Source organism: Pseudomonas sp. FSL L8-0168, from assembly GCF_037976155.1.
GTDB lineage: Bacteria > Pseudomonadota > Gammaproteobacteria > Pseudomonadales > Pseudomonadaceae > Aquipseudomonas > Aquipseudomonas paracarnis.
Genome location: NZ_CP150262.1, coordinates 3,090,984 through 3,114,320, shown reverse-complemented (window position 1 = coordinate 3,114,320; position 23,337 = coordinate 3,090,984). Strand labels below are relative to the sequence as shown.

At 61.1% G+C, this 23,337-nt stretch carries 25 protein-coding genes and 1 pseudogene; 18 read left to right on the top strand and 8 right to left on the bottom strand.

Going from position 1 to position 23,337, the window contains the following annotated elements; translation table 11 throughout:
- Nucleotides 1–251 precede the first annotated feature (251 nt).
- The 4 genes from MHH62_RS13895 to MHH62_RS13880 are packed head-to-tail and all read left to right on the top strand — an operon-like array spanning nucleotide 252 to nucleotide 2,316.
- Nucleotides 252–731, top strand: a complete 480-nt coding sequence (locus MHH62_RS13895; protein ID WP_339231056.1) for a hypothetical protein — start codon at nucleotides 252–254, stop codon at nucleotides 729–731.
- A 2-nt stretch (nucleotides 732–733) separates the two neighbouring features.
- Nucleotides 734–1,294 (top strand): tail fiber assembly protein, encoded by a 561-nt coding sequence (locus MHH62_RS13890; protein WP_339231053.1) that lies wholly within the window; start codon nucleotides 734–736, stop codon nucleotides 1,292–1,294.
- Nucleotides 1,295–1,351: 57 nt separating this feature from the next.
- Nucleotides 1,352–1,777 (top strand): cell wall hydrolase, encoded by a 426-nt coding sequence (locus MHH62_RS13885; protein ID WP_138725928.1) that lies wholly within the window; start codon nucleotides 1,352–1,354, stop codon nucleotides 1,775–1,777.
- Complete coding sequence (locus tag MHH62_RS13880) at nucleotides 1,777–2,316, top strand: lysis system i-spanin subunit Rz (RefSeq protein WP_339231048.1); 540 nt, start codon at nucleotides 1,777–1,779, stop codon at nucleotides 2,314–2,316. Before MHH62_RS13885 ends, MHH62_RS13880 begins: the two co-directional genes overlap by 1 nt.
- 3 nt (nucleotides 2,317–2,319) lie before the next feature.
- Here the strand turns inward: MHH62_RS13880 and MHH62_RS13875 are convergent, their stop codons facing one another.
- Nucleotides 2,320–3,135, bottom strand: coding sequence for a hypothetical protein (locus MHH62_RS13875; protein WP_339231045.1), 816 nt, complete (start codon nucleotides 3,133–3,135; stop codon nucleotides 2,320–2,322).
- Between the two features lie 38 nt (nucleotides 3,136–3,173).
- Nucleotides 3,174–3,857, bottom strand: coding sequence for an SOS response-associated peptidase family protein (locus MHH62_RS13870; protein ID WP_339231043.1), 684 nt, complete (start codon nucleotides 3,855–3,857; stop codon nucleotides 3,174–3,176).
- Between the two features lie 83 nt (nucleotides 3,858–3,940).
- Between MHH62_RS13870 and MHH62_RS13865 the strand changes: the two genes are divergently transcribed.
- The gene (locus tag MHH62_RS13865; protein ID WP_038449292.1) at nucleotides 3,941–4,150 is read left to right on the top strand and encodes a hypothetical protein; all 210 of its coding nucleotides are present in this window, start codon (nucleotides 3,941–3,943) and stop codon (nucleotides 4,148–4,150) included.
- Here MHH62_RS13865 and MHH62_RS13860 read toward each other — a convergent pair.
- Nucleotides 4,142–4,495 (bottom strand): hypothetical protein, encoded by a 354-nt coding sequence (locus tag MHH62_RS13860; RefSeq protein ID WP_339231040.1) that lies wholly within the window; start codon nucleotides 4,493–4,495, stop codon nucleotides 4,142–4,144. The genes MHH62_RS13865 and MHH62_RS13860 overlap by 9 nt on opposite strands.
- 372 nt (nucleotides 4,496–4,867) lie before the next feature.
- Nucleotides 4,868–5,195 (bottom strand): annotated as a pseudogene (locus MHH62_RS13855) (integrase); the annotation flags it as partial.
- A 542-nt stretch (nucleotides 5,196–5,737) separates the two neighbouring features.
- On the opposite strand from MHH62_RS13855, the gene aqpZ reads away from it, so the two are divergent.
- Nucleotides 5,738–6,430 carry an aquaporin Z gene (gene aqpZ / locus MHH62_RS13850; RefSeq protein ID WP_073844912.1) on the top strand — a complete coding sequence of 231 codons (693 nt, stop codon included), beginning with the start codon at nucleotides 5,738–5,740 and terminating at the stop codon, nucleotides 6,428–6,430.
- 40 nt (nucleotides 6,431–6,470) lie between these two features.
- Here the strand turns inward: aqpZ and MHH62_RS13845 are convergent, their stop codons facing one another.
- Together MHH62_RS13845 and MHH62_RS13840 are read right to left on the bottom strand one after the other, a co-directional pair.
- Nucleotides 6,471–7,802 carry an LLM class flavin-dependent oxidoreductase gene (locus tag MHH62_RS13845; protein ID WP_339231034.1) on the bottom strand — a complete coding sequence of 444 codons (1,332 nt, stop codon included), beginning with the start codon at nucleotides 7,800–7,802 and terminating at the stop codon, nucleotides 6,471–6,473.
- A gap of 1 nt (nucleotide 7,803) precedes the next feature.
- Entirely contained in the window at nucleotides 7,804–9,996 is a 2,193-nt protein-coding gene (locus MHH62_RS13840; RefSeq protein ID WP_339231031.1) for a TonB-dependent receptor, read from the bottom strand.
- A 197-nt stretch (nucleotides 9,997–10,193) separates the two neighbouring features.
- Here MHH62_RS13840 and MHH62_RS13835 point away from each other — a divergent pair, with 197 nt between their 5' ends.
- The 12 genes from MHH62_RS13835 to gspD all read left to right on the top strand — a co-directional run bounded on the left by MHH62_RS13835 (nucleotide 10,194) and on the right by gspD (nucleotide 21,041).
- Nucleotides 10,194–11,234 carry a LacI family DNA-binding transcriptional regulator gene (locus MHH62_RS13835; RefSeq protein ID WP_014719118.1) on the top strand — a complete coding sequence of 347 codons (1,041 nt, stop codon included), beginning with the start codon at nucleotides 10,194–10,196 and terminating at the stop codon, nucleotides 11,232–11,234.
- A 255-nt stretch (nucleotides 11,235–11,489) separates the two neighbouring features.
- Nucleotides 11,490–13,157, top strand: a complete 1,668-nt coding sequence (locus tag MHH62_RS13830; RefSeq protein ID WP_233086015.1) for an ATPase, T2SS/T4P/T4SS family — start codon at nucleotides 11,490–11,492, stop codon at nucleotides 13,155–13,157.
- Nucleotides 13,154–14,350 (top strand): type II secretion system inner membrane protein GspF, encoded by a 1,197-nt coding sequence (gspF, locus tag MHH62_RS13825; RefSeq protein WP_014719116.1) that lies wholly within the window; start codon nucleotides 13,154–13,156, stop codon nucleotides 14,348–14,350. The genes MHH62_RS13830 and gspF overlap by 4 nt, the downstream gene beginning before the upstream one ends.
- A gap of 20 nt (nucleotides 14,351–14,370) precedes the next feature.
- Entirely contained in the window at nucleotides 14,371–14,781 is a 411-nt protein-coding gene (gspG, locus tag MHH62_RS13820) for a type II secretion system major pseudopilin GspG (protein ID WP_019821138.1), read from the top strand.
- Between the two features lie 7 nt (nucleotides 14,782–14,788).
- Nucleotides 14,789–15,214: a GspH/FimT family pseudopilin gene (locus MHH62_RS13815; protein WP_020300759.1), complete on the top strand. Its 426-nt coding sequence runs from the start codon at nucleotides 14,789–14,791 to the stop codon at nucleotides 15,212–15,214.
- Nucleotides 15,211–15,543 carry a type II secretion system protein gene (locus MHH62_RS13810; RefSeq protein ID WP_014719114.1) on the top strand — a complete coding sequence of 111 codons (333 nt, stop codon included), beginning with the start codon at nucleotides 15,211–15,213 and terminating at the stop codon, nucleotides 15,541–15,543. The genes MHH62_RS13815 and MHH62_RS13810 overlap by 4 nt, the downstream gene beginning before the upstream one ends.
- Nucleotides 15,540–16,148, top strand: coding sequence for a prepilin-type N-terminal cleavage/methylation domain-containing protein (locus tag MHH62_RS13805; protein WP_072433813.1), 609 nt, complete (start codon nucleotides 15,540–15,542; stop codon nucleotides 16,146–16,148). The genes MHH62_RS13810 and MHH62_RS13805 overlap by 4 nt, the downstream gene beginning before the upstream one ends.
- Complete coding sequence (locus MHH62_RS13800) at nucleotides 16,145–16,846, top strand: general secretion pathway protein GspK (RefSeq protein ID WP_020300757.1); 702 nt, start codon at nucleotides 16,145–16,147, stop codon at nucleotides 16,844–16,846. The genes MHH62_RS13805 and MHH62_RS13800 overlap by 4 nt, the downstream gene beginning before the upstream one ends.
- A complete protein-coding gene (locus MHH62_RS13795; protein WP_019821142.1) occupies nucleotides 16,843–17,835 on the top strand; it encodes a PilN domain-containing protein in 993 nt (330 codons plus the stop codon). Before MHH62_RS13800 ends, MHH62_RS13795 begins: the two co-directional genes overlap by 4 nt.
- Nucleotides 17,810–18,412, top strand: coding sequence for a type II secretion system protein GspM (gene gspM, locus MHH62_RS13790; RefSeq protein WP_020300756.1), 603 nt, complete (start codon nucleotides 17,810–17,812; stop codon nucleotides 18,410–18,412). The genes MHH62_RS13795 and gspM overlap by 26 nt, the downstream gene beginning before the upstream one ends.
- Nucleotides 18,409–18,909 carry a general secretion pathway protein GspN gene (locus MHH62_RS13785; RefSeq protein ID WP_020300755.1) on the top strand — a complete coding sequence of 167 codons (501 nt, stop codon included), beginning with the start codon at nucleotides 18,409–18,411 and terminating at the stop codon, nucleotides 18,907–18,909. The genes gspM and MHH62_RS13785 overlap by 4 nt, the downstream gene beginning before the upstream one ends.
- 5 nt (nucleotides 18,910–18,914) lie before the next feature.
- Nucleotides 18,915–21,041, top strand: coding sequence for a type II secretion system secretin GspD (gene gspD / locus MHH62_RS13780; RefSeq protein ID WP_020300754.1), 2,127 nt, complete (start codon nucleotides 18,915–18,917; stop codon nucleotides 21,039–21,041).
- Nucleotides 21,042–21,188: 147 nt separating this feature from the next.
- Here gspD and MHH62_RS13775 read toward each other — a convergent pair whose 3' ends face one another.
- Entirely contained in the window at nucleotides 21,189–22,025 is an 837-nt protein-coding gene (locus MHH62_RS13775) for an HAD family acid phosphatase (protein ID WP_339231014.1), read from the bottom strand.
- Nucleotides 22,026–22,115: 90 nt separating this feature from the next.
- Entirely contained in the window at nucleotides 22,116–23,330 is a 1,215-nt protein-coding gene (locus tag MHH62_RS13770; RefSeq protein ID WP_020300752.1) for a DUF1835 domain-containing protein, read from the bottom strand.
- Nucleotides 23,331–23,337: the final 7 nt, after the last annotated feature.

The following is a 23,337-nucleotide window of genomic DNA, read 5'->3' as shown; positions in this document are numbered from 1 at the left end:
ACATCGCCATTGAATACTGGCGATTACATGCTGGTTAACAACATAGGCATGGATGTTGGGGGGGCATCTACCCGATTCTGCAAGCTTTATTGTACTTGGGATTATCAGAATAATAGAATCGTGCCTTTTGTTGAGGGGGTAGCAAACTCCATATATTTATATATCTCAGTTACTTTTGCTAAGCCGATCACGTGAGCCAGCTTTTTATAAAGTTCTCGAGTTTTAATGTGTAAATAATCCAGGAGGCTTAAATGCCAAGGCAAGAAATAAACATAGGCGTAGCCCCGACGGGTGCCGGCGGTGATACAACTCGCAGTGGTGCGGTAAAAATTAATGCAATGACCGCAGAGCTTTATTCTCGGAATGCGCAGCTCAAGTCAGCATCAAATCTCGACGCGGGTGTTAATCCCGGCAATGTAATGCTGGTTGGCGCTGGTGGCTGGCTTGGCACAACCTCGGAAAACGCAACAACGATTAACGATTATAAGACTGGTTTCAAGTTGATCCAGCCGTCAACGGCCGGCGCGAGTGACCTGGGCTACCAGTACGGAGGAATGCTGACTCTGAGTTACGACGCGTCAGACAACCGAATTTGCCAGCTGTTCTTCGGCCAAGTGCCCGGCGACGACTTGAAGTTCCGTTCTGGCAAGGCCGGTACCGCGCAAGTCTTGAAAATCTACCACACTGGCAATACCACCCGTGCCCAAGACGGCACCCTGAAGGCGATATGACCATGGCAAGAGCAGCAATTAATATCGAAGGCCAGACAGGTGCGCTATTTGATATCACCTCGCTCGGCGGTAAGGATGTCGAGAGCTACCGATCAGGTGTGGGTGTGTACTGCGTCACTGGTACCCAGGGAATGGTCCCATTCCCGCCAGTGGATCAGGGGTGGGGATACTCGTTGCACCCGTCCGAAAATTCCGCGCAGGTGGATATCGTTTTCAGCGGTGGGCTTTTGACCGTTACTGTCACTATGAATGGTGAGCCCTACGACCTTAAAACAATGGTCACGCTGCACATTCTGGTACCAGAGTTGCCGCACGAGGATATCCCGCCGACGCCACCGATCGCGAGCAATCCCCTGGATACCGCGCAAGCCGAGATCCAGCGTCTACGAGCAGTCGCGGATTACGCTGTTGCGCCTCTTCAAGACGCGGTTGACGTGGAGGAAGCCACCGAAGCGGACATCGCATCGCTCAAAGCCTGGAAAAAATACCGGGTTGCCCTGAGTCGAGTTCCTGAGCAGTCCGGCTACCCGAATGCTATTGATTGGCCCGTCCTGCCGGAATAGACGTACGACCGAACCTCGATGCCGCCTTGAGCGGTTTTTTTTCGCCTGGAGAAAAGCATGAACGCAACCGAGAAAGACCGGGACATCCTGGCGCGCACGCTGTGGGGCGAGGCTCGCGGCGAAGGGCTGGATGGCCAGATCGCCGTGGCGTGGACCATCCGCAACCGTGTGTTCGACGGCAAGGCCAAGTCCTGGTGGGGGGAGGGCTACGCAGGTGTGTGCTTGAAGCCCTGGCAGTTCAGCTGCTGGAACCAGAACGACCCGAACTACGCCTACCTGAGCGGTGCCAAGCAGATCCCGGCCGCGCAGTTTGCCCAGGCTCAGCGTGCTGCTGACCAGGTTATGTCGGGCGCAGTGCCAGACCCTACCGGCGGCGCCACGCATTACTACGCGACCACGATGCCCAAGGCCCCGGCCTGGGCGGCGAAGGCCACGCAGACCCTGCGCCTGGGTCACCATGTGTTCTTCAAGGATGTGCCGTGATGACTCCTGTACAGAAGCTGATCGGCCTGGGGCTGGCGATCCTGCTGGCGCTGGCCATCGGCTTTGGCGGGGCGTGGCTGGTTCAGGACTGGCGCCTGGGCAAGAAGATGGCCGAGCGTATTGCGGAGCAGGGCGCCCATCACCAGAAGGAACTGGATGCAATCACTGGCGAGGCCTGGCTTCAGCAGTCGGTCGAGCTGGATAAGCGCCTGGCTACCGAGCAACAGCTCGCGCTCCAGGACCAACAACACACCAAGGAATTATCCGATGCCCAGCGCAACCAGGCTCGCCTGCTTGACCAGCTTGCTACTGCTGATGTCCGGCTGTCAGTCCTCCTTGCCGAGGATCCAGCCAGTAGCTGCAACGTGCCTGCCACCCCCAGCGCCGCCGGCGTGGTTCATGCAGCCCGTCGAGCCCAACTTGACCCAGCGCATGCGCAACGAATTGTCGCCATCACCGATGACGGGGATAACGCCGTGATGGCGCTGCGGGCGTGTCAAGCCTATGTCAGAACAATCACGAAATCTTCGGTTAATTAAATTTTATTCGTTAAAGTAGAATACGTATGGCAATAGTGTTTCTGCATCAAGTATGACGGACTTCACTATCGGAGAGATAATTTTTCCTTCTGAGACAATGATATATCTAAAGCGCATCTCCTTCTCGTGCTGAAACTCAACGGGCTTTAAATAGGTCATTGTCTCCATTCTCCTCATATATTCTCTGAGCGGTATTATGCTGTTATTTGATATTTCAATGTTTCGACCCGTATAGATGACACTATCCACTTCAAGGAATACGTTTAAAGTTTTCATGCATGTGTCTTTCGGAACTAAATAGTTGCATGATGCGTGCCGCTCTTTTATTGTTGATCTTAATATGCGACCCAGCGCCTTACCAAATGAGTGTGCATGCAATGATTTTACATACCAATAAGCATCGTAATCAGCAAACATACCAATGCATTCATGTGTGCGTCGAATGCTTGACATGCAAAATATAAAACTATCTGTAGCCTCGCGGGTAATCGTCGCGGATGAGTCTTTAACGGTGAGTAAATCCATACTTGGGCCAACGTATTCTATATGGTCTACCTGGACTGTGGAGCGCCCTGGTAGACTGTACACCGGCTCGTTGTCATGACTGCCGATATGTATTGCTCCGGCAAATAATGTGTTAAACCACCTAGGTTCTATGTTGACCAGTCCTTTGAATTTAATGTCAAATGTTAAGGTGCCTTCATGTCGATCAGCAATCTGCTGGATTTCAGTTTCCCTGTATTCCGCAAGAGTTCCGAGTCTCAATGTTTTGCGCGAAGCTATATGGTCTTTTCTATGGCAGCTCTTGGCTAGTAGCATTTCCATATCCTCTGAATGTTCGGCTTATTGGTGTTTCGTCAATTGTCACAGAGAAGAATCAGCTCAGCACCTTCATTCCGAGTATTACCCACGGCCTTACTAACCTTGAACCACTCAAAGATAGCGGTTGGTTCGCTATAATGCAGCATGATTAGCTCAGCGCGTTGCTGTAGTGTTTCAGGGGCCAGCCACTCCCGAGCGAGGTCCGGCGTGAGCACCACGGGCCGACGGTCGTGAATGTCCACCATGCCGCCGGCGCTGTCGGCTGTGATGATCACGAAGCCATCATGCTCGCCTGGGCCTTCATCAGCGTCAGGTAGCTGGCCAATGGCAGCGCAGAGTATCGGTGCACCATCCCTTCGGCGGATGAGGTAGGGCTGCTTCTTGGCACCGCCTTCATCTACCCACTCAAACCAGTTGTCGATAGGCGTGATTGCTCGGTGAGGCCAGATTGCCCGGAAGAACGGGCCATGGGCTACCTTCTCCACTCGGGCATTTATCGGCGCCGCCCGGTCTTTCGCCCAATGCGGCCGCCATCCCCAGCGGACTGGATCGGCGTGGAGCAAGTCGCCCTGCAGGTGCAGCAGCGCAACCGCGGTTGTCGGTGCGACGTTGTACCGCTCAATCGGCTGATCGCCCACTGAGTTCGCCAGAGCATTGGGCATGCTCAGCGCTGCAACGAAGTCGTGGATTCCCCGGTACTGCGAAAGTCTCCCGCACATAAGCATCTCCGCTCGTCGGCGCCGATGAACAGCCGGTCCCCGGCCAATCTCTACACTGTAGACACTGGCCCGAGGTATTCGTCATGGCGATCAACATTGATCAGGTGAACGCAATGGAGGCGTGGTTTGCGCTGCGTAACGATCCAACCTTCATATCGGCCACACCGGAGGAGCGCTACGAAACGCGACTGGCCCTGGCTGACGACCTCAAGCAACAGGGGCTGATCAACGAAGGTGAGTGGCGTGAGCTGACTGAGGAGGCAGTTGCGGCCTATGCCGACGAGCTAGGCTAATGGCTGCTTGTAAACGCTAAGCTCGAGCAGCAGGCGCTGATTCTCCCTGAGCAGATGGTCGCGCTGCCCGGCGATGATCTTCACGCTTTGCACTGAGGCAAACGAGTATTGCTGTTCCAGCATGCCTATTTTTTCAAGCGCCTCAGCGAGCTTTGCTTCTGTCTCGGCCTTTCCCGTCATCAGCAAATCATTCATCTGCACCAGGCCGGCGATATTCGCCCGTGCTCGACGAAGCATGCGCTCGGTCTCCGCCAGCTCATCTACGAGGATTGAGCATTGGTGCTGGTACATCTCAAGTGGAGTGGGGCAACCGAGCCAATCATCGGTGTCCATTTCAACGTTCATAGCGTGAATCTCAAATACTGTATGTGCGTACAGTATCTGAGGTGGTGCAGGTTTGGGGAGTGGTGTTCGTCGGCAGGACGCCGGGAAGGGTGCGTGACTTTTGCGTGACACTCTCACGCACTTGTAAGCTCTTGTGGGCAGTCGATTGCAGCGAGCGCCAATAAAAACAGCTACTTAACAAGGTCTTACAGAGGTACTGCGTGCATGGGGTGCTAGGGGTCGAGTGTTCGAATCACTCCGTCCCGACCATTATTCCTGAGTAAAATCAGACACTTAAGCCGATCAGCTAGATCGGCTTTTTTGTGCCTGCGCAAAACCCGCGAAAAACTACCTGGTGATTTCACTGATATTCAGGTCCGGAACTGCCTCGGATCAGATGATTTCATCATGGTCTCGCTGGTAGTTTTTGGTCATGCCCTCGCTCGCATGACCCGCAGATCTTCTGCCCCTCGAAACGCATGTCTAGGATGTCGGTCCGCCGCTGAGCGATGATAAGCGCCAGGCCGATGGCGTTCTGTAGCCAGGCAGGCGACTTTTCCCTGCTAGCCTTCAGGCCCTCAGCGGTGTGCCGCTTGCGCTGCTTCTTCTCGACTCGTTTGATGGAGCTGGCCGCTGGGTTGTCCGGGCACAGGCCCTTGGCTGCGGCGTGGTTGAAAAAGTCGACCAACGGCGCGCGGCATTGGTTGGCTGAGCGCGGGGTGAACCATGATCCCAACATGCTCGACGCTGATTACCGGGATGGGGCTGACGAAGCTGGAAGCTCTGTGGCGGGAGCGGGACGCAGACCTGCTGGCTTAGCAGGTAGCAATGACGATAGCCCGGCCCAGCGCCGGGCTATTGTTTCGCCTCAAGGCAACCCGACTGGTAGGTAATCCATAGCCTTTACCGGGCGGGGCTGCTTTCGGCTCCGGGTTCATACGGATGGGCGTGCAGATCGGCATCAACTCTGTTCTCAGCGCGGCCTTTTCCGTTGAAATCGCCCAGTCGACGACCGAGACCAGCAGAGGTGTCCGCTTGCATGGGGCGCCAGGGGGCGGGTGTTCGAGTCACTCCGTCCCGACCATATTATTCAATGAATTAGCCCAATCGGTGACGGTTGGGCTTTTTCAGGGAATAAATGCCCTTCCCAGCATCCGTCGCCATTTTTCATAATCACCACACACCAAGGAAATTTCCCACATCCAACGCAGGTACCCCGTTGTTACGCTCCCACTCTTTGACCTAACTTCAAGGAGTTACCTGATGACAAAACGTCTAGCCGCCGAGTTCTTCGGCACATTCTGGCTGGTACTGGGCGGTTGCGGCAGTGCCGTTCTGGCTGCCGCCTTCCCTGAGCTGGGCATCGGCTTTGTCGGCGTGGCCTTGGCATTTGGCTTAACCGTATTAACCATGGCCTACGCCGTCGGCCATATTTCCGGCGGGCATTTCAATCCCGCGGTCACCCTGGGTTTGCTCGCCGCCGGGCGGATTGACGGCAAGGACGTGGCGCCCTACATCCTCACTCAGGTCTTGGGCGCGATTGCAGCTGCCGGGGTGTTGTACCTGATCGCCAGCGGCAAGGCCGGGTTTGATGTGTCGGCGGGGTTTGCCACCAATGGTTATGGTGAGCACTCTCCAGGTGGCTTCTCGTTTCTGTCAGTGGTGGTCACCGAGTTTGTACTCACGGCGTTTTTCCTGCTGATTATCCTGGGTGTTACCGATAAGAAGGCGCCGGCCGGTTTTGCGCCGCTGGCCATCGGGTTTGCCCTGGTCTTGATTCACCTGATCAGCATTCCGGTGAGCAATACATCGGTTAACCCGGCGCGCAGTACGGGCGTGGCACTGTTTCAAGGCGATTGGGCGATAGCCCAGTTGTGGGTGTTCTGGGTGGTGCCTTTGCTCGGTGGCGTGTTTGGTGGGCTGGTGCACAGGTTCGTGTTGGCGACAAAACAGTAATCGCTCAGGCCACCTTTGCTCGGCGAGCGGACCGTGTTCTTCATGATCGAGCCGCCTTGTAACGGCTGACCGGGCGCGCCAAACCAAGGTTTTCGCGCAGTGTGGTGCCGGTGTATTCGCGCCGAAACAAGCCGCGCCGCTGTAACTCGGGAATGACCAGGCGGGCAAAATCCTCCAGCCCGCCCGGCAGGTGCGGTACCAGAATATTGAAGCCATCCGCCGCACCTTCTTCGAACCAGCGCTGCAGTTCATCGGCGATCTGAATCGGCGTGCCGATAACGCTGTAATGACCGCGGCCACCGGCAATGCGTCGGCCCAGTTGCGCCAATGTCAGCTGTTCGCGCTGGGCCAGTTCACTCAGCAGTTGCTGGCGGCTGCGTTGACCGCTGTCGGTCAAGGGTAACTCGGGCAGCGGCCCATCGAGGGGGTAGCCGGACAGGTCGAAATTACCCAACATGCGCCCCAGCAACGCCACCCCCACCTCGGGTTCGACCAGCGCCTGGAACGCTTCGAATTTGGCCTGGGCCAAGGCTTCGGTTTGCCCCACCACCACAAACACGCCCGGCATGATTTTCAGCGAGTCGGCCTCGCGCCCGTATTGGCCCAGGCGAGCTTTGAGGTCGCTATAGAAGGCCTGCGCGTCGGCCAATGAGGTCTGCGCGGTAAACACCACTTCGGCGGTCTGCGCGGCCAGTTCACGACCGGTTTCCGAGGAACCAGCCTGCACGATCACAGGCTGGCCCTGGGGCGAGCGCGCCACGTTCAGGGGGCCTTTGACTCGGAAGTGTTCGCCCACATGGTCCAGCACATGGCGTTTACTTGGCTCGTAATAGCGCCCGCTGGCCTTGTCGCGCACGAAGGCGTCGTCGTCCCAGCTGTCCCACAGCCCCGTCACCACCTGATGAAATTCCCGTGCGCGGCTGTAGCGTTCGGCATGCCCCAGGTGCTCGTCGCGACCGAAATTCAGCGCCTCGGCCGCGTTATCCGAGGTCACCAGGTTCCAGCCTGCGCGACCGCCGGAGAGGTGATCCAGCGAGGCGAATTTACGCGCCACGTGGTACGGCTCGTTATAGCTGGTGGTAGCGGTGGCGATCAGGCCGATATGTTCGGTCACGGCACTGAGGGCCGAGAGCAGGGTGAGCGGCTCGAAATGATCCGAACGCGCCATTTGGCTGGCGACCTCACCGGTGGCGGCGGCGATGCTGTCGGCCACGAACAGTGCGTCGAATTTCGCCGCTTCCGCCACCCGTGCCAAATGCTTGTAGTGGGCGAAATCCAGGCCAGCGTTCGCCGGTACGTCGGGGTGGCGCCAGGCGGCCACGTGGTGCCCGGTAGCCATCAGGAAGGCGCCGAGTTTGAGTTGACGGCCCATGCTAGAAATCCTTGCGCAGTTGCACGCCGAAGTAACGCTCATCGTCACGAGGCACGGCGCGGTAGATGTAGTTGCCGCCGCTGGCCAGCAGCGGTGAGTAGGATTTGTCAGCGAGGTTCTTCGCCAACAGCGCCACGCGCCAGCCATTGGTGTAGTCGGCCAGGGCCACGCTGGCGTTCCAGAGGCCGTAGGCGCCTTGTTTGGTGTCGAGGTTCTGGCTGATGTCGTACTGCACTTCGCTCTGCCAGCTGTAGTCAGTGCCCAGTTCGATATCCAGGCCGTTATCCAGAGGGATGCTGTAGTCGGCGCGCACGTAGCTTTTCCAGTCCGGGCTGAACGGCAGTGGTTTGCCATTGACGTTGCAGGTTGCTGCTGCGCCTGGCGGGCACGCGAACTGATCGATGCGCGCTCGGGTATAGGCCAGGGCGCCGGAGAGCTTGAGTTGCTGAGTGGCTTGCAGGGCGTAATCGAGCTCGACGCCTTCGGTGCTGACGCTGCCGGCGTTGATCAGGCGCGTCACGACTTGGCCGGCAACCGTGTCAAAAAAGTTGGCCTGGTAGTTGTCGTAGTCACTGTGGAACACCGCCAGGTTGGTGGTCAGGCGGTTGTTCCAGGCCGTGGCCTTGATTCCGGCTTCCCAGGTATTGGAGGTCTCCGGCTTGAGCGCGTCGGTATCGCGCGGCTGCATGTTGAAGAACACGTTGTAGGCCGGGCCTTTGTAGCCACGTGAGTAGGTGAGGTAGCTGGTGATGTTGTCGCTGAGGTCGTACTGCACGCCCAGCCGACCGGACCAACCATCCTCGTCTACCGAACCGGAACTCGACGTCGCCGGTTGAATGCCGCTGACGGTAGTGGCAGAGGTGGACACGCGGCGATGGTCGTACTGCAAGTCGTCATGGGTGTAACGCAACCCGGCGATGCCGCGAAAGCGCGAGGTGAAGTTGAGCGTGGTCTCGCCGAACACCGCGTAGCTGTCGCTGGTGGTGCTGTAGTCGGCAATGCCTCTATCGACCCGCGTCGTGGTGGTGAGGGTACGCTGATAGGTCTCCTCATCCTTGCCATGCATGTAGAACAGGCCGCCGACGTACTCCAGGAACTCGCCTTTGGGCGAGGCCAGGCGCAGCTCCTGGGAATACTGGTCGAACGCCAGGTCGCCCTTGTCAGCGGTGCCGGGGAACGCGGCGGTGACCGTGCCCAGACGGTCGCCATCCTGATATTGAGTGTTGTCCCAGCCGCGCCAGGCGGTGATTGACGTGAGGGTGTAGTCACCCAGATTCCAGTCCAACTGCGCCGACAAGCCCTTGTTAATGTCTTCCACATGGCTGCGGGTATCGGTGTTGATATCGCGGTTGTCACTTGAGGCGCGCACCGGTCTCAAGGCATTGCTGAACGCCGGGCTGAGGGACTTGCTGACCACGCCATTGGGCGCGTCGTCGTGGGATTGCATGTAGTCGGCGATCAGGGTCAGTGTCACGGCGTCGTTGGGCGTGAATTCCAGCTTGCCGCGAATGCCCTTGTGGTTGTAACCGTTGACCTCCTGGCCGTTGTGGCGGTTGTCGACGTTACCGTCGTAGCTGCCGAACAAAGTACTGATCGAGCCCTTGAGCACCTCCGGCACCAGGCTGCCACCGATGCCAAAGCGCGTGCGGCTTTCATGGCCGCTGTAGAACGACTGGTCGATAAAACCGTGGGTCTGGGCAGTCGGCGCCTTACTGGTGATATTCAGCACACCGGCCGACGCGTTCTTGCCGAACAGCGTGCCTTGCGGGCCACGCAGCACTTCGATGCGCTCCAAATCCAACAGGTCGAGTGTGGCCTGGCCGGGGCGTGCATAGACCACGCCATCGATCACCGTAGCCACCGTTGGCTCAACGCCCGGCGAGGTTGAAATGGTGCCCACGCCGCGCACGAACAATGAGGTGTCCTTGTTCGAAGCGCCGGTGCGAAAGTTCAGCGACGGTACTTGCTGCGCGATGCTCGCCACCCCGTTGCGATTGTCACGCTCCAGTTGCTCGCCATCGAGCACCGAGACGGCCACCGGCACTTTTTGCAGCGATTCTTCGCGGCGGGTAGCGGTGACTGTCACGGATTGGAGCGTGGGTTCCTGTTCGTCAGCCGCTACAGCGCCGCAGACGGGCAAGGCGCTGAGGCCAGCCAGAAGCAACAAATGGGTGTGCCGTGGAAAGTTATGCATGCTGTGCCCGCTCGAAAAAATACCCTGGTCCGCTGCGGTTCTGCGACCTTCAGCGCCTGAAAATGTCTTGGGCATTCGCTCGAGCGAGTAGCAGACAGTGCGCTTTGTTAGCGCTAACATCGGCATTATTGAAGGCGTCGGTTTAGAGCGTCAAATACTAAAAAATTAGTTTTATATTCCTTTTTGAGGTTTTTGCCGTGAACGAACAAAAACCGCGCAAGCGCCGGGGCGCCGGCCGCGTCACCCTCAACACCGTGGCGCGCCAGGCCGGGGTGTCGGCCATTACGGTGTCGCGTTACTTCAACCAACCTGAACAGGTGTCACCCGAGCGCCGTGAACGTATCGCCCAGGTAGTTGCGCAGTTGGGGTATGTGCCGAACCTGGTGGCCGGCGGGTTGGCCTCCGCGCGCGGCAAAATCGTTGCGATGGTGACTCCGAATATCTCGGGGCCGATTTTTGCCAATACGCTGCAGGGCTTCAGCGACACTCTCAGTCGTCACGGCTACCAGCTGTTGCTGGCCTCCAGCTATTTCAGCATCGAGCAGGAGGAAAGTGCGGTGCGCGCTTTTCTCGGTTGGTCGCCGGCAGCGCTGGTGCTGACCAGCCGCTTTCACAGCCCTGGCACCGAGAAGATGATCGCCGAGGCAGATATACCGATCGTCGAAACCTGGGACTACGTGCCGGAACGCGCGCCGTTGCAAGTGGGGTTTTCTCATTATGAAGTGGGCGTCACCGCCGCGCGCTACTTGCATGGCAAAGGCTATCGACGCATCGCCTTCGTACAAAACAGTGCAGTGGGCGACTTCAGCGCATTGGAGCGGCGCGATGGATTTACCGCGACCCTCTCCGAGTTGGGTGTGCACCCGTGGGTCTTTGTGCCGGACGCCGACCGTGCGCCCTTCGAAGCCGGCAAGCAAGCCATGGAAGCGCTGATGGGGCAGGCGATCACGCCCGACGCGATTTTCTTCGCCAATGACAACCTCGCCGCGGGCGGTTTGCTGGCCGGTCAACGCGCCGGGCTGAGCATCCCCCAGGACTGCGCCGTATTGGGTTTTGGCGATTACCCGTTTGCCCACATGTTGTTGCCCAGCCTCAGCACCCTCCAGCCACCCGCGTTGGAGATCGGTGTGCTCGCCGCCACACGCGTCCTGCAAAGTCTGGGTGTATTAGCAACCGATGAGGAAGTTGAGCGCTTGAATCTTTTGCACTGTCAGTTAATTGAACGAGAGAGCACCTGAACAACTTAATTATGGCTAAGTGCAACTAGTGGCTATTGGCTGTCAATGCTCTAAATCAGTGCATTTGGCAATGTTTTGTATTTAATTACCCCCTCGTCCGGAACTAGGGCTATAACTTCCAGTCGATACACCCGGCTAACGCCTGCCTGGGCTATGGCGAACTAATGGCATTGTTCGGTAGTTCTAAATAGCCATACTTTTCGCAACGTTAGATATTCCTCAATGATGTCGTCAGCGCCCATCGATGCTTGCAAAATGCAGATCCCGCATACCGACCAGGTGTGCGCGTGGCTGATGCAGCACGCCGGGCTCAAAATCGCTGATCTGGAACGCGCCCAGCGTTTATCCACTGAGCCTGGCGACCTGCTCGGTTTACTCACGCGCCTGGGCCTGGTGTCCGAGGTCGAACTGGCTCGCGCCTGGGCCGATTTGCTGAATGCGCCACTGCTGCTGGCCGACGCGGCGCCGCCGTTGCTCGACCCGCTTCCCGTGCTCACCGAGCGCTTTATGCGTCATTACCAGGTCGTGCCGATGGGTTGGCATCAGGGCGGGTTGCACGTAATGGCCGCCAACCCGGCGCAGTGGTATCCGTTCCAGGCCCTGGCGTATGCCTGTGAGGTGCCGGTCTGGCTGGCCATCGGTTCGCGTAATGAAGTCGACACACTGATCGAGCGCTATTACGGCCAGGGCCGTTCCGCCATGGGCAGCCTGATCGAAAACCTCGATGAGCAGGGCGGCGTGCTGGAAGACATCGAACACCTCAAGGACATGGCCTCCGAAGCGCCAGTGATTCGCCTGGTCAATCTGATCCTGCAGCGCGCCGTGGAACAGCGCGCCTCGGATATCCATATCGAACCCTTCGAAAACCAACTCAAGGTGCGCTACCGCATCGACGGCGTGCTGCACGACGCCGAAGCACCGCCTGCCAGTTCGTCGGCGGCGGTGATCTCGCGGGTGAAGATAATGGCGCGCCTGGACATCGCCGAACGACGCCTGCCCCAGGACGGGCGCATCATGCTGCGCATCCAGGGCAAGGCGCTGGATCTGCGGGTGTCCACGGTGCCCACCAGCTTCGGCGAGTCGGTGGTGATGCGCCTGTTGGACCGGCAAACCGTGCAATTCGATTTCCCCAGCCTGGGCTTTGATGGCCCGCGCCTGGCGGCCTTCCAGGATCTATTGGCGCGGCCCCACGGCATCCTGTTGGTCACCGGGCCTACGGGCTCGGGCAAAACCACCACGCTCTATACCGCGTTGTCGCAGCTCAATACCGCTGAACGCAAGATCATCACCGTGGAAGACCCGGTGGAATATCAGCTTGAAGGGATTAACCAGATCCAGGTCAAGCCGGCCATCGGCCTGGACTTTGCCGGAGCGCTGCGCGCCATCGTGCGCCAGGACCCGGACGTGATCATGATCGGCGAAATCCGCGACCTGGAAACCTGCCGCATTGCCGTCCAATCGTCACTCACTGGCCATCTGGTCCTCTCGACCCTGCACACCAACAGCGCTGCGGCGAGTATCACGCGCTTGCTGGACATGGGCGTGGAAAGCTACCTGATTGCCTCCACGGTCAGCGGTATTCTCGCCCAGCGCCTGGTGCGGCGCCTGGACCCGGCCACGCGAGTAGCCTTCCAGGCCCCAGCGGAATTGATCAAGGAGCATGGCCTGGATCGCCTGACCGAGCAGCGTCCGATCCTGCTTTACCGCGGTGACTATCACGGCCGCAGCGCCCTCACTGAATTGTTGGTGATGAACGATGAGTTGCGTGGCTTGCTGATGGGCCACGCCGACGTCGCCAGCCTCGAGCACGCCGCCCGCCGCGCCGGTTTGCGCACCTTGTATGAAGACGGTTTGCGCCAGGCCCTGGCCGGTGTCACCTCCCTGGAAGAAGTGCTGCGCGTCACCCGCGGAGATGACGCGTGAGCCTGTTCAAGTTCCGCGCCCTGGACAGCCAGGGCGTGGCCCAGAGCGGCACGTTGCAGGCCATTGACCAAGCGGCCGCTGTCGCCGTCTTGCATCAGCGCGGGTGGTTGTTGCTGCACATCGAAACGGCCAGCGGCCCCTTGTTGCGCCAGGCACGTGGGCAGTTGAAGGGCGTAGCGCTGGTGAGTTTCACCCAGCAATTGGCCACGCTACTGGGCGCCGGCCAGCCCCTCGAACGCGCTTTAAACCTGTTGCTCAAGCAAGCCCGCCATCCCCAGGTGCAGGCCTTGATCGAGCGTATTCGCGATCAGGTCAAGGCCGGCAAACCGCTGTCGGCGGCGCTGGAGGAGGAGGGCGGCACGTTTTCCCCGCTGTACCTGAGCATGGTGCGCGCCGGTGAGGCCGGCGGGGCGCTGGAGGGCACCTTGCGCCAGCTCAGCGACTACCTGGAACGCAGCCAGTTACTGCGCGGCGAGGTGATCAATGCGCTGATCTACCCGGCGTTCCTGGTGGTGGGTGTACTGGGTTCACTGGCGCTGTTGCTGGCCTATGTGGTGCCGCAATTCGTGCCGATTTTTCAGGACCTGGGCGTACCGATTCCACTGATCACCGAGATGATCCTGGGGCTTGGCGAGTTCCTCGGTGCCTATGGCCTGGTGGTGCTGGCCGGGTTGTCGATCAGTGGGTGGATCCTGGCGGCGCGCCTGCGCGACCCCCTGCGCCGTGAGCGTTACGACCGTCACCTGCTGGGCATCCGCGTGATCGGCCCGCTGTTGCAACGGGTGCAAGCCGCCCGCCTGACCCGCACCCTCGGCACGTTGCTCAGCAATGGCGTGGCGCTGCTGCCCGCGCTGGTGATCGCCCGGCAAGTCTGCAGCAACCGTGCGCTCCAGGCGCAAGTGGCGCTGGCAGCGCAACGGGTCAAGGGCGGCGGTACGCTGGCCGATGCGTTCGGTCGCCAGCCGCTGCTACCGGAGCTGGCGCTGCACATGATCGAAGTCGGTGAACAGGCCGGCGAACTGGACAGCATGCTGCTCAAGGTTGCCGACATCTTCGACGTCGAGGCCAAGCGCGCCATCGAACGCTTGCTCGCGGCAATGGTGCCGACCCTGACCGTGGTCATGGCGGTGCTGGTGGCGGTGATCATGCTGGCGATCATGCTGCCGCTGATGAGCCTCACCAGCCATATATGAACTTTCAAGGAGCAGAACCGATGAAAACCCGACACCGCCAAGGCGGCTTCACCCTTTTGGAAATGCTGGCGGTGATCGTGCTGCTGGGCATTGTCGCGACCATTGTGGTGCGCCAGGTCGGTGGCAATGTGGACAAGGGCAAGTACGGCGCGGGCAAGGCGCAACTGGCCAGTTTGAGCATGAAGATCGACAGCTACGCCCTGGACGTGGGCGCGCCGCCCAACAACCTGCAACAGCTGCTCGACAAGCCGGCCAGTGCTTCGAACTGGGCCGGCCCCTACGCCAAGCCTTCGGAGCTGAAAGACCCGTTCGGCCACGGGTTTGGCTATCGCTTCCCCGGTGAGCACGGCGCCTTCGACCTGATCTTCTACGGCCAGGACGGCCAACCCGGCGGCGAGGGCTACAGTGCCGACCTGGGCAACTGGGAATAACCCGCCCGTGGGCCAGCGAGGCTTTACCCTGCTGGAGATGCTGGTGGTCATCCTATTGATCGGCATTGCGGCGGGTTTGTTGGGGCTGGGTGTACGGCAAGGGCTGCAGGTGGCCAAGGAGCGGCGGGTGGTCGCGCAGATGGTCGAGGCGCTGCGCGCCACGCGCGCGAGCGCCATCGTCAGCGGCCAGGCGACGCACACTCGGTTTGACCTCCAGGGCCGCACGTTCCAGGCTTCAGGGCGTGCGTCACAGCAGTGGCCAGCGCAGGTGCAAGTGACCTTGCACAGTGCCGAGCAGGCAGGGTCCGCCGTGGTGTTCTATCCCGACGGCAGTTCTACCGGCGGCAACCTGCTGCTGGCCAACGGCAGCCGGCGTTGGCGCATCGATATTGGCTGGCTCACCGGCAGTGTGCAATCCAAGGCGCTGCCATGAAGCACCAGGCCGGCTTCACCTTACTGGAAATGCTCGCCGCCCTGACGTTGATGGCGGTGTGCAGCAGCGTGTTGCTGGTTGCCTTCGGCCAGAGCGCGCGCGCCTTGTCCCAGGTGGCCCGCAGTGACCGGCTTACCCATGCCGCGCTCACGCTGCTGGACCAGGAAGCTGCCGGCCCGCTGATTGAAGGAACCCGCCAAGGCCAACTCGACGGCATCCATTGGCAACTGACCAGCACCCGCCAACAGCCGCACCTGTTTCGTCTTGACCTGAACGTGCGTGAAGGCGCGCATCAGGCGCACTTCAGCACTTTGAAGGCGCGCCTGTGAAGCGCCGTGAGCAGGGTTTCACCCTGCTGGAAGTGCTCGTGGTGCTCAGCTTGCTGTCGGTGTTGTTGCTGCTGGTGAGCGCAGCGTTGCTGGGGGCCAATCGGGCGGTGGCCAAGGCCCAGGCCTACACCGTCAGCCTGGATGAAATGCGCGCCGCCCAACAGTTTTTGCGCACCTCGATCAGCGAGGCGCTGCCGCTAAAGCTCACTGGCGATGACAGCCAGGCCGAAGGTTTTTTTATCGGCACGCCTGAGCGTCTGCAATTTGTGGCGACCTTGCCCGGTGTATTGGGCGGGGGGATCCAGCGCTTTACCCTCCAACGGGTCGGGCAGGATTTGCAGGTGGCTTTTTCGCAGAGGGCCTCCCACGCCAACGCGCAGCGCGATGAGCCGCAGGTACTTTTGCACAACGTCGAGGCGCTGCAGTTCAGCTATCGCGGTGTCTCGCCACTGGGCCAGCCCACCGACTGGTTGAGCCCGTGGCCCTGGCCCCGGCGCCTGCCCACAGCGGTGCGCATCGACGCCTCCGTCGACGGGCCGGTGCCATGGGTCGCCCAGGTGGTTGCGCTGCGCCTGAACCTGTCCAGCGCGAGCAGCGAAGAATGAAGCGCCAACGCGGTGCGGCCCTGTTGCTGGTGTTGTGGGTGCTGGCCTTGCTCAGCGTATTGCTGGGTGGCCTGGCCGGGTGGGTGCAACTGCAAAGTCGCCAGGCGCTGTGGCTGCGCCAGCATACCCAGACACTATTGGCCGCCCAGGCCGGTATCGCACAGGTCATGGCGCAAGGGCAGTGGGTGGCGGACGGGCGTTCTATGGCGCTGACCTTCGACGACGCCCGCTTGCAGGTCAGTCTGCGCAGTGAGCGTGGCAAGTTGTACCTGGTCAACGCTGCCCCCCAAGACCTCACGCGCCTGGCCCTGGCCTGCGGCGCCACACCGGTTCAGGCCCAGCAGTTGGCCAAGGCCCTTGAGACTCGCCGCCATCAGGGCCTGGCGCCGTTTCGGGTGCTGGAGGAGGTACGTCAACTTCCCGGCATGACCCCGGCGCTCTACAGCCAACTACTGCCGCACATCACCTTGTGGAGCGACCTCGACCGGCCCGCTCCGGCATTCGCCAGCCCCCTGATGCGCAAGGCGTTGAACCTGCCACGCCAGGACGCCGAGGGCGTCGACCCCGGCCAGGTCGTGGAAATCGACAGCCGCGCCGAGCGCCCCGGCGGCTATCAGGCACGCCTGCGACTGACCCTTTTATTAAGCCCTGCGGAGGACAGCGCACAGCCCTATCGGGTGGTGCGGTGGCAAGAATGATTCAACTCGAACCAATTGCCCGCTATTGGCGCGGCAGCCTGCTGCAACAAGGCTGGCGCCTGTGGCTCACAGAGTTACGCGGCTGTGTGCCGAAGTGGCTGGCGTTCCAGGACCCGCCCGAGCACGTTCATCACTGGCCGCTCACGGCACCGGTGGTGCCAGGCAATGCGCGCCAGGTGCTGATGCTTGCTCCTGATGCTGTGTTGCAGCAAAGCGTGCAACTGCCTCTGGCTGCCGCGCGCAACCTCGTGGAGGTGGTTGGCTATGAACTGGACCGCTATACCCCGTTCAACGCCGAGCAGCTCTACTTTGTCGCCCGCCAGGAGCGGCGCACACCCAGCCACCTGGAGGTGAGGGTGGTGGCGATCCTGCGCGAGCGCCTGGACCAGGTCCTCACTGACTGTGCCGCCCTCGGCCTGTACCCACACCGTGTGGACGCGGCGGGCCTGGGTATCGACCTGCTGCCCGCGCCGTTGCGCCCGCGTTCACGTTCTGCCGGCAAGCAATTGCAGCGCAGCCTGCCGTGGTTGTGCGGCGCGTTGCTGATTGCGGCGATGCTGTTGTGGCTCAACGATCGCCAGCGGGTACTCGACAGCATGCACGCCACTGTTCAACAGCAAAAAGCCGAGGTCGCGCAGGTGCACGCCCTGCGCCAGCAACTGCTCAACACCCGTGGTGCGGCGCAGTACCTGTCCCAGCGCAAAAGGGCGCAACCCCCCCTGGCCGGCCTACTGAATGACTTGACCAGCTGTCTGCCCGCCGACACCTGGCTCGACCAATTGGACGTCAAGGACGGCGAGGTGAGCTTTTCCGGCCAGAGCGCCAAGGCCAGTGGCCTGATCAGCCGCATCAAAGGCTGCCAGCGCTTGGACAACGCACAGTTCGAAGGGGTGATCCAACCCGACGCACGCACCGGCAAGGACCAGTTTGCCTTGCGTGCCCACTTACGCCAGGAGGCCGCCGATGCGCCGACCCCTCACACCCCGTGAACGCCGCGGCGCCGCCTTGTTGACCCTGGCGTTGGTGCTCGGCGCGGCCTATTGGCTGTTGATCGACAGCTGGTTCGCCGGGCCGCTGCGGGCCATGGGTGAACAGGCCGAACAGTTGCGTGAACAGCAGCAGCGCTATGCCAGCGTCATACGCCAGGGCGATGCCTTGCGCGAACAGCTGGCGCAGGCACAGCAAGACCCGGCCAGCAGCGCCAGCCTGTTGCCGGGGGACGACCCGGACGTGGTCGCCGCCGACCTGATGCAGCGTCTTGCCGACCTGATCAACAGCCACGCCAACCTCGGCGGCGGCTGCAACCTCACCCAGCGCAAGCCGATCACGCCTGAACAAAACGACAGCGAGCCCTATCGTCAGGTCAAGGTCAGCCTCACGCTCAATTGCGCCATCGAACCGCTGACCGCGATCCTGCATGGGCTGGAGTATCAGCCGCCTTTTCTGTTCGTCGATGAGCTGCATATTCGTCGCGATAAACAGGCGCCAGCCAGTGGTGGGGCAGGCAAGCTGGCGGTGCAACTGCTGGTGCGCGGCTACCTGCAACCGGCGCGGGTGGCACCATGATCGGCCCATTGCGTCCTCTTGAATGGGGCTGGCTCGGCGTGGCCGGGCTCTTGGGATTGTTGATGGCGATGATCCTCAGCAGCATCGGCGATGCCCCCCGGTGGTTACCCGATGCGCCGGTGCACGCGCCACCCTCTTTCCAGGTGCAGGCCGCTCCCATGCCGGCGTTGCGAGACCTTGCCGGTACCTGGCAAGCGCCGCTGTTCAGCCCGGATCGCCGCCCGGACCGGGAGGTGGGTAAAACCCAGGTGGCGAGCCTGGCCAACCTGACCCTCAGCGGCATCATGATCACCGGCAACCTGCAAATGGCCATGCTCAAGCAAGCCGGTGGCCCAACGCTCACGGTGCGCTTGGGCCAGGCGTTGCCCAACGGCTGGCGCCTGGAACACCTGACCCCGCAATACGCTCGTTTTGCCCTCAACGGGCGCACCCAGACCCTGAGCCTCTACGGTAAGCGGTTACCCCTGATCTCACATCCCCGCGAGTCTCTCCCTTGATTGATATGCGCACTTCGCTGTTTTGCCTGGCTACCGCCGTCTCCCTGGGCGGCTGTGGCTCTTTGCCCGACACCCTCGACCCGGACGACGACCTGCTGCACGAGGCCCTGCAGGGCACCGGCGCACAACGCCCGGCGCTTCAGGCGCCTGTGGCCGAAAGCCCTCCACCTGCCACCCAGGCTCCGCCGCAGCGCCAGCTGATTCGTGGCAATCAAGCGTTTGTGCGCCAGCCCGCAGTGCCGGCAAACGTGCCGCAGCAGGGGGGCGACATCGTGTTCAACTTCGCCGATCAGCCCATCGAGGCCGTGATCAACAGCGTGATGGGCGACCTGCTGCACGAGAACTACAGCATCGCCGAGGGCGTGAAGGGCACGGTCAGCTTCTCCACCTCCAAACCCGTGGACAAACAGCAGGCGCTATCGATTCTCGAAACCCTGCTGTCCTGGACCGACAACGCCATGATCAAGCAGGGCAACCGCTATGTGATCCTGCCGGCCAACCAGGCAGTGGCGGGCAAGCTGGTGCCGCAGATGCGCGTGGCGCAACCGGCCAGCGGCCTCTCGGCACGTCTGTTCTCACTGCGCTATATCTCGGCCACCGAGATGCAGAAACTGCTCAAACCCTTCGCCCGTGAAAACGCTTTTTTGTTGGTGGACCCGGCGCGCAATGTCCTGAGCCTGGCCGGCACGCCCGACGAACTGGCCAACTACCAGGACACCATCGACACCTTCGACGTGGACTGGCTCAAGGGCATGTCGGTGGCGGTGTTCGGCCTGCAACGCGCCTCGGTGGCCGAGCTGATGCCCGAGCTGCAAGCCATGTTCGGCGCGGACAGTGGCACACCCCTGGCCGGCATGCTGCGGTTCTTGCCGGTCGAGCGCACCAACTCGGTGGTGGCGATTTCTTCCCAGCCCCAGTACCTCAGCGAAGTGGGCGACTGGATCCGCACCATCGACGAGGGCGGCGGCAACGAGCCGCAGATGTATGTGTACGACGTGCGCAATATGAAGGCCGCTGATCTGGCCAAGTACCTGCGGCAGATTTACGGCAATGGCGCGATCAAGGATGATGCCCCGGCGAAGGTCGCGCCGGGCTTGCGTACCACCACCCTGTCCTCGTCCACCAGTGCCGGTTTGCAGGCGAGCGCCCCGGTGCCCGCAGCCGAAGAACCTGAATCCGAGCCTGCCGAAAACACCCCGGCATCGCCCACCAGCGACCTCGAAGCGGGCACGCGCATCACCGCGCAAAAGAGCAGCAACCAACTGCTGGTACGCACCCGCCCGGCGCAATGGAAAGAGATCGAAGCGGCGATCAAACGCCTCGACAACCCACCGCTGCAAGTGCAGATCGAGACGCGCATCCTGGAGGTCAAACTCACCGGCGAACTGGACCTGGGGGTGCAGTGGTACCTGGGCCGCCTGGCCGGCAATTCCACCAGCACCACGGTGGCCAATGCTTCCGGCAGCCAAGGCGCCTTGGGCGGTGGCGGGGCAGGGCTGGGGGCGGCGGACTCGTTGTTCTACTCCTTCGTCAGTTCCAACCTGCAAGTGGCCCTGCACGCCCTGGAGACCAACGGCCGCACCCAGGTGCTGTCGGCGCCATCGCTGGTGGTGATGAACAACCAGCCGGCGCAGATCCAGGTGGGGGACAACATTCCCATCAGCCAGACCACCGTCAATACCGGGGACGCCGACACCACCTTGAGCAGTGTGGAATATGTGCAGACGGGGGTGATTCTGGATGTGGTGCCGCGCATCAATCCGGGTGGGCTGGTGTACATGGATATCCAGCAACAGGTCAGTGATGCCCAGAACCCGACGGGGAACAGTGAGACGCCGGTGAACCCGCGTATCTCCACGCGCTCGGTGTCCACCCAGGTGGCGGTGCAGAGTGGCCAGACGGTATTGCTCGGCGGATTGATCAAGCAGGACAACGCTGAGAGCGTCAGTGCCGTGCCTTACCTGGCGAAGATTCCGGGGTTGCGCTGGTTGTTTGGCAATACCGGCAAGTCCAAGGACCGCACGGAGCTGATTGTGCTGATTACGCCGAGGGTGATTACCAGCAGCAGCCAGGCGCGGCAGGTGACGGATGATTATCGCCAGCAGATGCAGTTGTTGCGACCCGCCCAATAAGCCCTCTCCCACATTGATCGTTCCCACGCTCTGCGTGGGAATGCCGCCCTGGACGCTCCGCGTCCCATCTGCACAACGTGACGCGGAGCGTCACAGGATGTATTCCCACGCAGAGCGTGGGAACGATCATCACGGCAGGGCGTCACCCTATTGCTGCAACAGCAACGCCTGCTGCTTGAGCTTGCGTTTCTGCGCAAACGGCAAGCTCTCATCATCCCCATACGGCGCGCTGTACCAGTTGCCGTAGCTGGGGTTGGGCAGCAGGAACCAACGCTGGCCTAGCCAATTCACATAGGGTTCGACGGCCTTGCGTTGTGCATCCAGGGTGTTGTGCTCGGCCTGCACGAAATCGCCCAGGGAGTCTCCGGCCATCAACAGCACGCGGGCATGCCTGGCGACCCACTGACGGCGGCACTGCTTGCCGTAGCCCGCGCTTTCGCAGTGGCCGGTGGGGGTGCTGGCCGCCAGGATCTGTGCGTCGCTCTCAATCGGGAAACCGCGCAAACGCAGGTTTTTGGCCGTGGCCGCGACCTGGCTGTGTTCTCGGTTGGTGAGGTAGTAAACCTGGATGCCTTTTTGCCGGGCCGCCTGCAGGAACGCCACCGAGCCTGGCAGTGCCTGGGCCTTGGCCTGCTCGACCCAGGTGTTCCAGCGATCATAGGAATAGACCTGATTATTGATGATGTCGCGGGCGTTGAGGGGCACGTTGTTCAACAGCGTTTCGTCGATGTCCACCACCACCGCCGGGGGCAGGCCGGCCAAGTTGCGTGGGGCAAAAGGCAGGGCGTCCCAGCTCGGGTCGGCGAGGGCAACATCCAGTTGGCGGGTGGCATTGGCGAAGAGCTGGCGGTAGATCAGTTCGTGCTCGATGGACGTCTGGGTCCAGAGCACGGCGTCGAGTTGGTCATTGGCCGGCGGGTGTTGCTGGCAGCCTGCGAGGGCGGTGGTGAGCAAGCAGAGGCTGGCAAAGAACAGGTTGCGCATGGGCTGGGTCTCGAAGAGCGTGGTGGCGTGGTCAGCACGCCAGTCTAATCACTTGCGATGCTCGCGGCTCGTTGCCGTTTCGCAATCGTCTTAAAGCCAGGCTTCACCCCAGGTGGGCATGTGGTGATTGCCCATTCGCCAATGGGGCTGCCGAGGCCTGAGGCACACACCGCCGACCCAACGCTCATGGCTGGCGTGGTCCATCCAGTTGGTGTCGCCGTTCAATACAGCCTGCCCCAGTGGCGTCAACGCCAAGGGGCGCTTAGGCCATGGTTGATCCCTCTCTGTTTCCACCAGCAACGGCTGCTCGCCATCGATCAACGGCCGCATCAGCGCATGAAACATCAGGTCGCCAAGGAACGGCAGGGGTTCGCGCCTGGCCATCAACTCTGCGAAGACCCGGGCAAACGCCACTGGCCCGCTTTCGGCGATATACCTCAGCGCCAAGCGCTCGGTCAGTGAGAGGCCATCCTCAATTCCTGGCAACTCCTGCAATTGGCGGCGTAGCGCCGGTGCAAGCAGCGGCAGGCTCGGGTGAGCGGTACGGGCCAGTTCTGCCAGCTTGGTCGGCGAGGAGTCGCAATAAGCCGACCAGGCTTGTTTGGCCAGGTGCACCGCCGTGTCGTCGATCAAGCGTCGCTGCGGCCATAGCCAGGCAAGCACGTCGGGCGCCAGTTGCCCGATCCCGATAAACCGTTCGACGCCCGGTATGCGGTCGACCTCGATCAGCTCAAGTTTTTTCGGCGTGCGTTCAAGACTTGAGAGTGCGCGAATCAGGAACAATTGGTCATAGGCATCCGCTTCACACCACAACACGCTATGTTCGGCGCCGGCCAGTGCGTCCAATTGGGTGTATTCCCCGTCAACGCGCAGGTTTACATCAGCAGGGGTCAAGGCAAAAGTCTGGCTGATAAAAGCGCTGCGCAGGCGGCGGAATTCGGCGCTGGGAAGATTGCGTACGGGGCCCATGCACAGTGGGTCGCTGAGCATCTGGAAGCGGCCCTTGAACCCAGCCACCTGCAAGCTGTGGGCAATGTCATTGCCACAGCGCCAATGGTGAGTACGTGCCTCGTCGCTGGCCTCGAAACCGGGGTGGCGCGCAGCAAAGTCCAGGGCATCGATATGCGCCTTGAGCTTGGGCCAACTGGCAAAACCCAATTGCCTGGCGACCTGCCATTGGGCCTGGGCCAAGGTGGCGCTGGGGTCTAGTTTTTTCAGGTGCGACAACAGTTCCTTGGCGCGCTTGCGCTGCTGCTCAAGGTTGAGGCGGCCATTGGTAGTGGAGGCCAAAGGGCGTTGCGACATACGAGCT

Bases quoted from the DNA above. Each gene is read 5' to 3' on its own strand.
- MHH62_RS13895 (WP_339231056.1), top strand. From the start codon at position 252: ATGCCAAGGCAAGAAATAAACATAGGCGTAGCCCCGACGGGTGCCGGC.
- MHH62_RS13890 (WP_339231053.1), top strand. From the start codon at position 734: ATGGCAAGAGCAGCAATTAATATCGAAGGCCAGACAGGTGCGCTATTT.
- MHH62_RS13885 (WP_138725928.1), top strand. From the start codon at position 1,352: ATGAACGCAACCGAGAAAGACCGGGACATCCTGGCGCGCACGCTGTGG.
- MHH62_RS13880 (WP_339231048.1), top strand. From the start codon at position 1,777: ATGACTCCTGTACAGAAGCTGATCGGCCTGGGGCTGGCGATCCTGCTG.
- MHH62_RS13875 (WP_339231045.1), bottom strand. From the start codon at position 3,135: ATGCTACTAGCCAAGAGCTGCCATAGAAAAGACCATATAGCTTCGCGC.
- MHH62_RS13870 (WP_339231043.1), bottom strand. From the start codon at position 3,857: ATGTGCGGGAGACTTTCGCAGTACCGGGGAATCCACGACTTCGTTGCA.
- MHH62_RS13865 (WP_038449292.1), top strand. From the start codon at position 3,941: ATGGCGATCAACATTGATCAGGTGAACGCAATGGAGGCGTGGTTTGCG.
- MHH62_RS13860 (WP_339231040.1), bottom strand. From the start codon at position 4,495: ATGAACGTTGAAATGGACACCGATGATTGGCTCGGTTGCCCCACTCCA.
- aqpZ (WP_073844912.1), top strand. From the start codon at position 5,738: ATGACAAAACGTCTAGCCGCCGAGTTCTTCGGCACATTCTGGCTGGTA.
- MHH62_RS13845 (WP_339231034.1), bottom strand. From the start codon at position 7,802: ATGGGCCGTCAACTCAAACTCGGCGCCTTCCTGATGGCTACCGGGCAC.
- MHH62_RS13840 (WP_339231031.1), bottom strand. From the start codon at position 9,996: ATGCATAACTTTCCACGGCACACCCATTTGTTGCTTCTGGCTGGCCTC.
- MHH62_RS13830 (WP_233086015.1), top strand. From the start codon at position 11,490: ATGCAGATCCCGCATACCGACCAGGTGTGCGCGTGGCTGATGCAGCAC.
- gspG (WP_019821138.1), top strand. From the start codon at position 14,371: ATGAAAACCCGACACCGCCAAGGCGGCTTCACCCTTTTGGAAATGCTG.
- MHH62_RS13810 (WP_014719114.1), top strand. From the start codon at position 15,211: ATGAAGCACCAGGCCGGCTTCACCTTACTGGAAATGCTCGCCGCCCTG.
- MHH62_RS13800 (WP_020300757.1), top strand. From the start codon at position 16,145: ATGAAGCGCCAACGCGGTGCGGCCCTGTTGCTGGTGTTGTGGGTGCTG.
- MHH62_RS13795 (WP_019821142.1), top strand. From the start codon at position 16,843: ATGATTCAACTCGAACCAATTGCCCGCTATTGGCGCGGCAGCCTGCTG.
- gspM (WP_020300756.1), top strand. From the start codon at position 17,810: ATGCGCCGACCCCTCACACCCCGTGAACGCCGCGGCGCCGCCTTGTTG.
- MHH62_RS13785 (WP_020300755.1), top strand. From the start codon at position 18,409: ATGATCGGCCCATTGCGTCCTCTTGAATGGGGCTGGCTCGGCGTGGCC.
- gspD (WP_020300754.1), top strand. From the start codon at position 18,915: ATGCGCACTTCGCTGTTTTGCCTGGCTACCGCCGTCTCCCTGGGCGGC.
- MHH62_RS13775 (WP_339231014.1), bottom strand. From the start codon at position 22,025: ATGCGCAACCTGTTCTTTGCCAGCCTCTGCTTGCTCACCACCGCCCTC.
- MHH62_RS13770 (WP_020300752.1), bottom strand. From the start codon at position 23,330: ATGTCGCAACGCCCTTTGGCCTCCACTACCAATGGCCGCCTCAACCTT.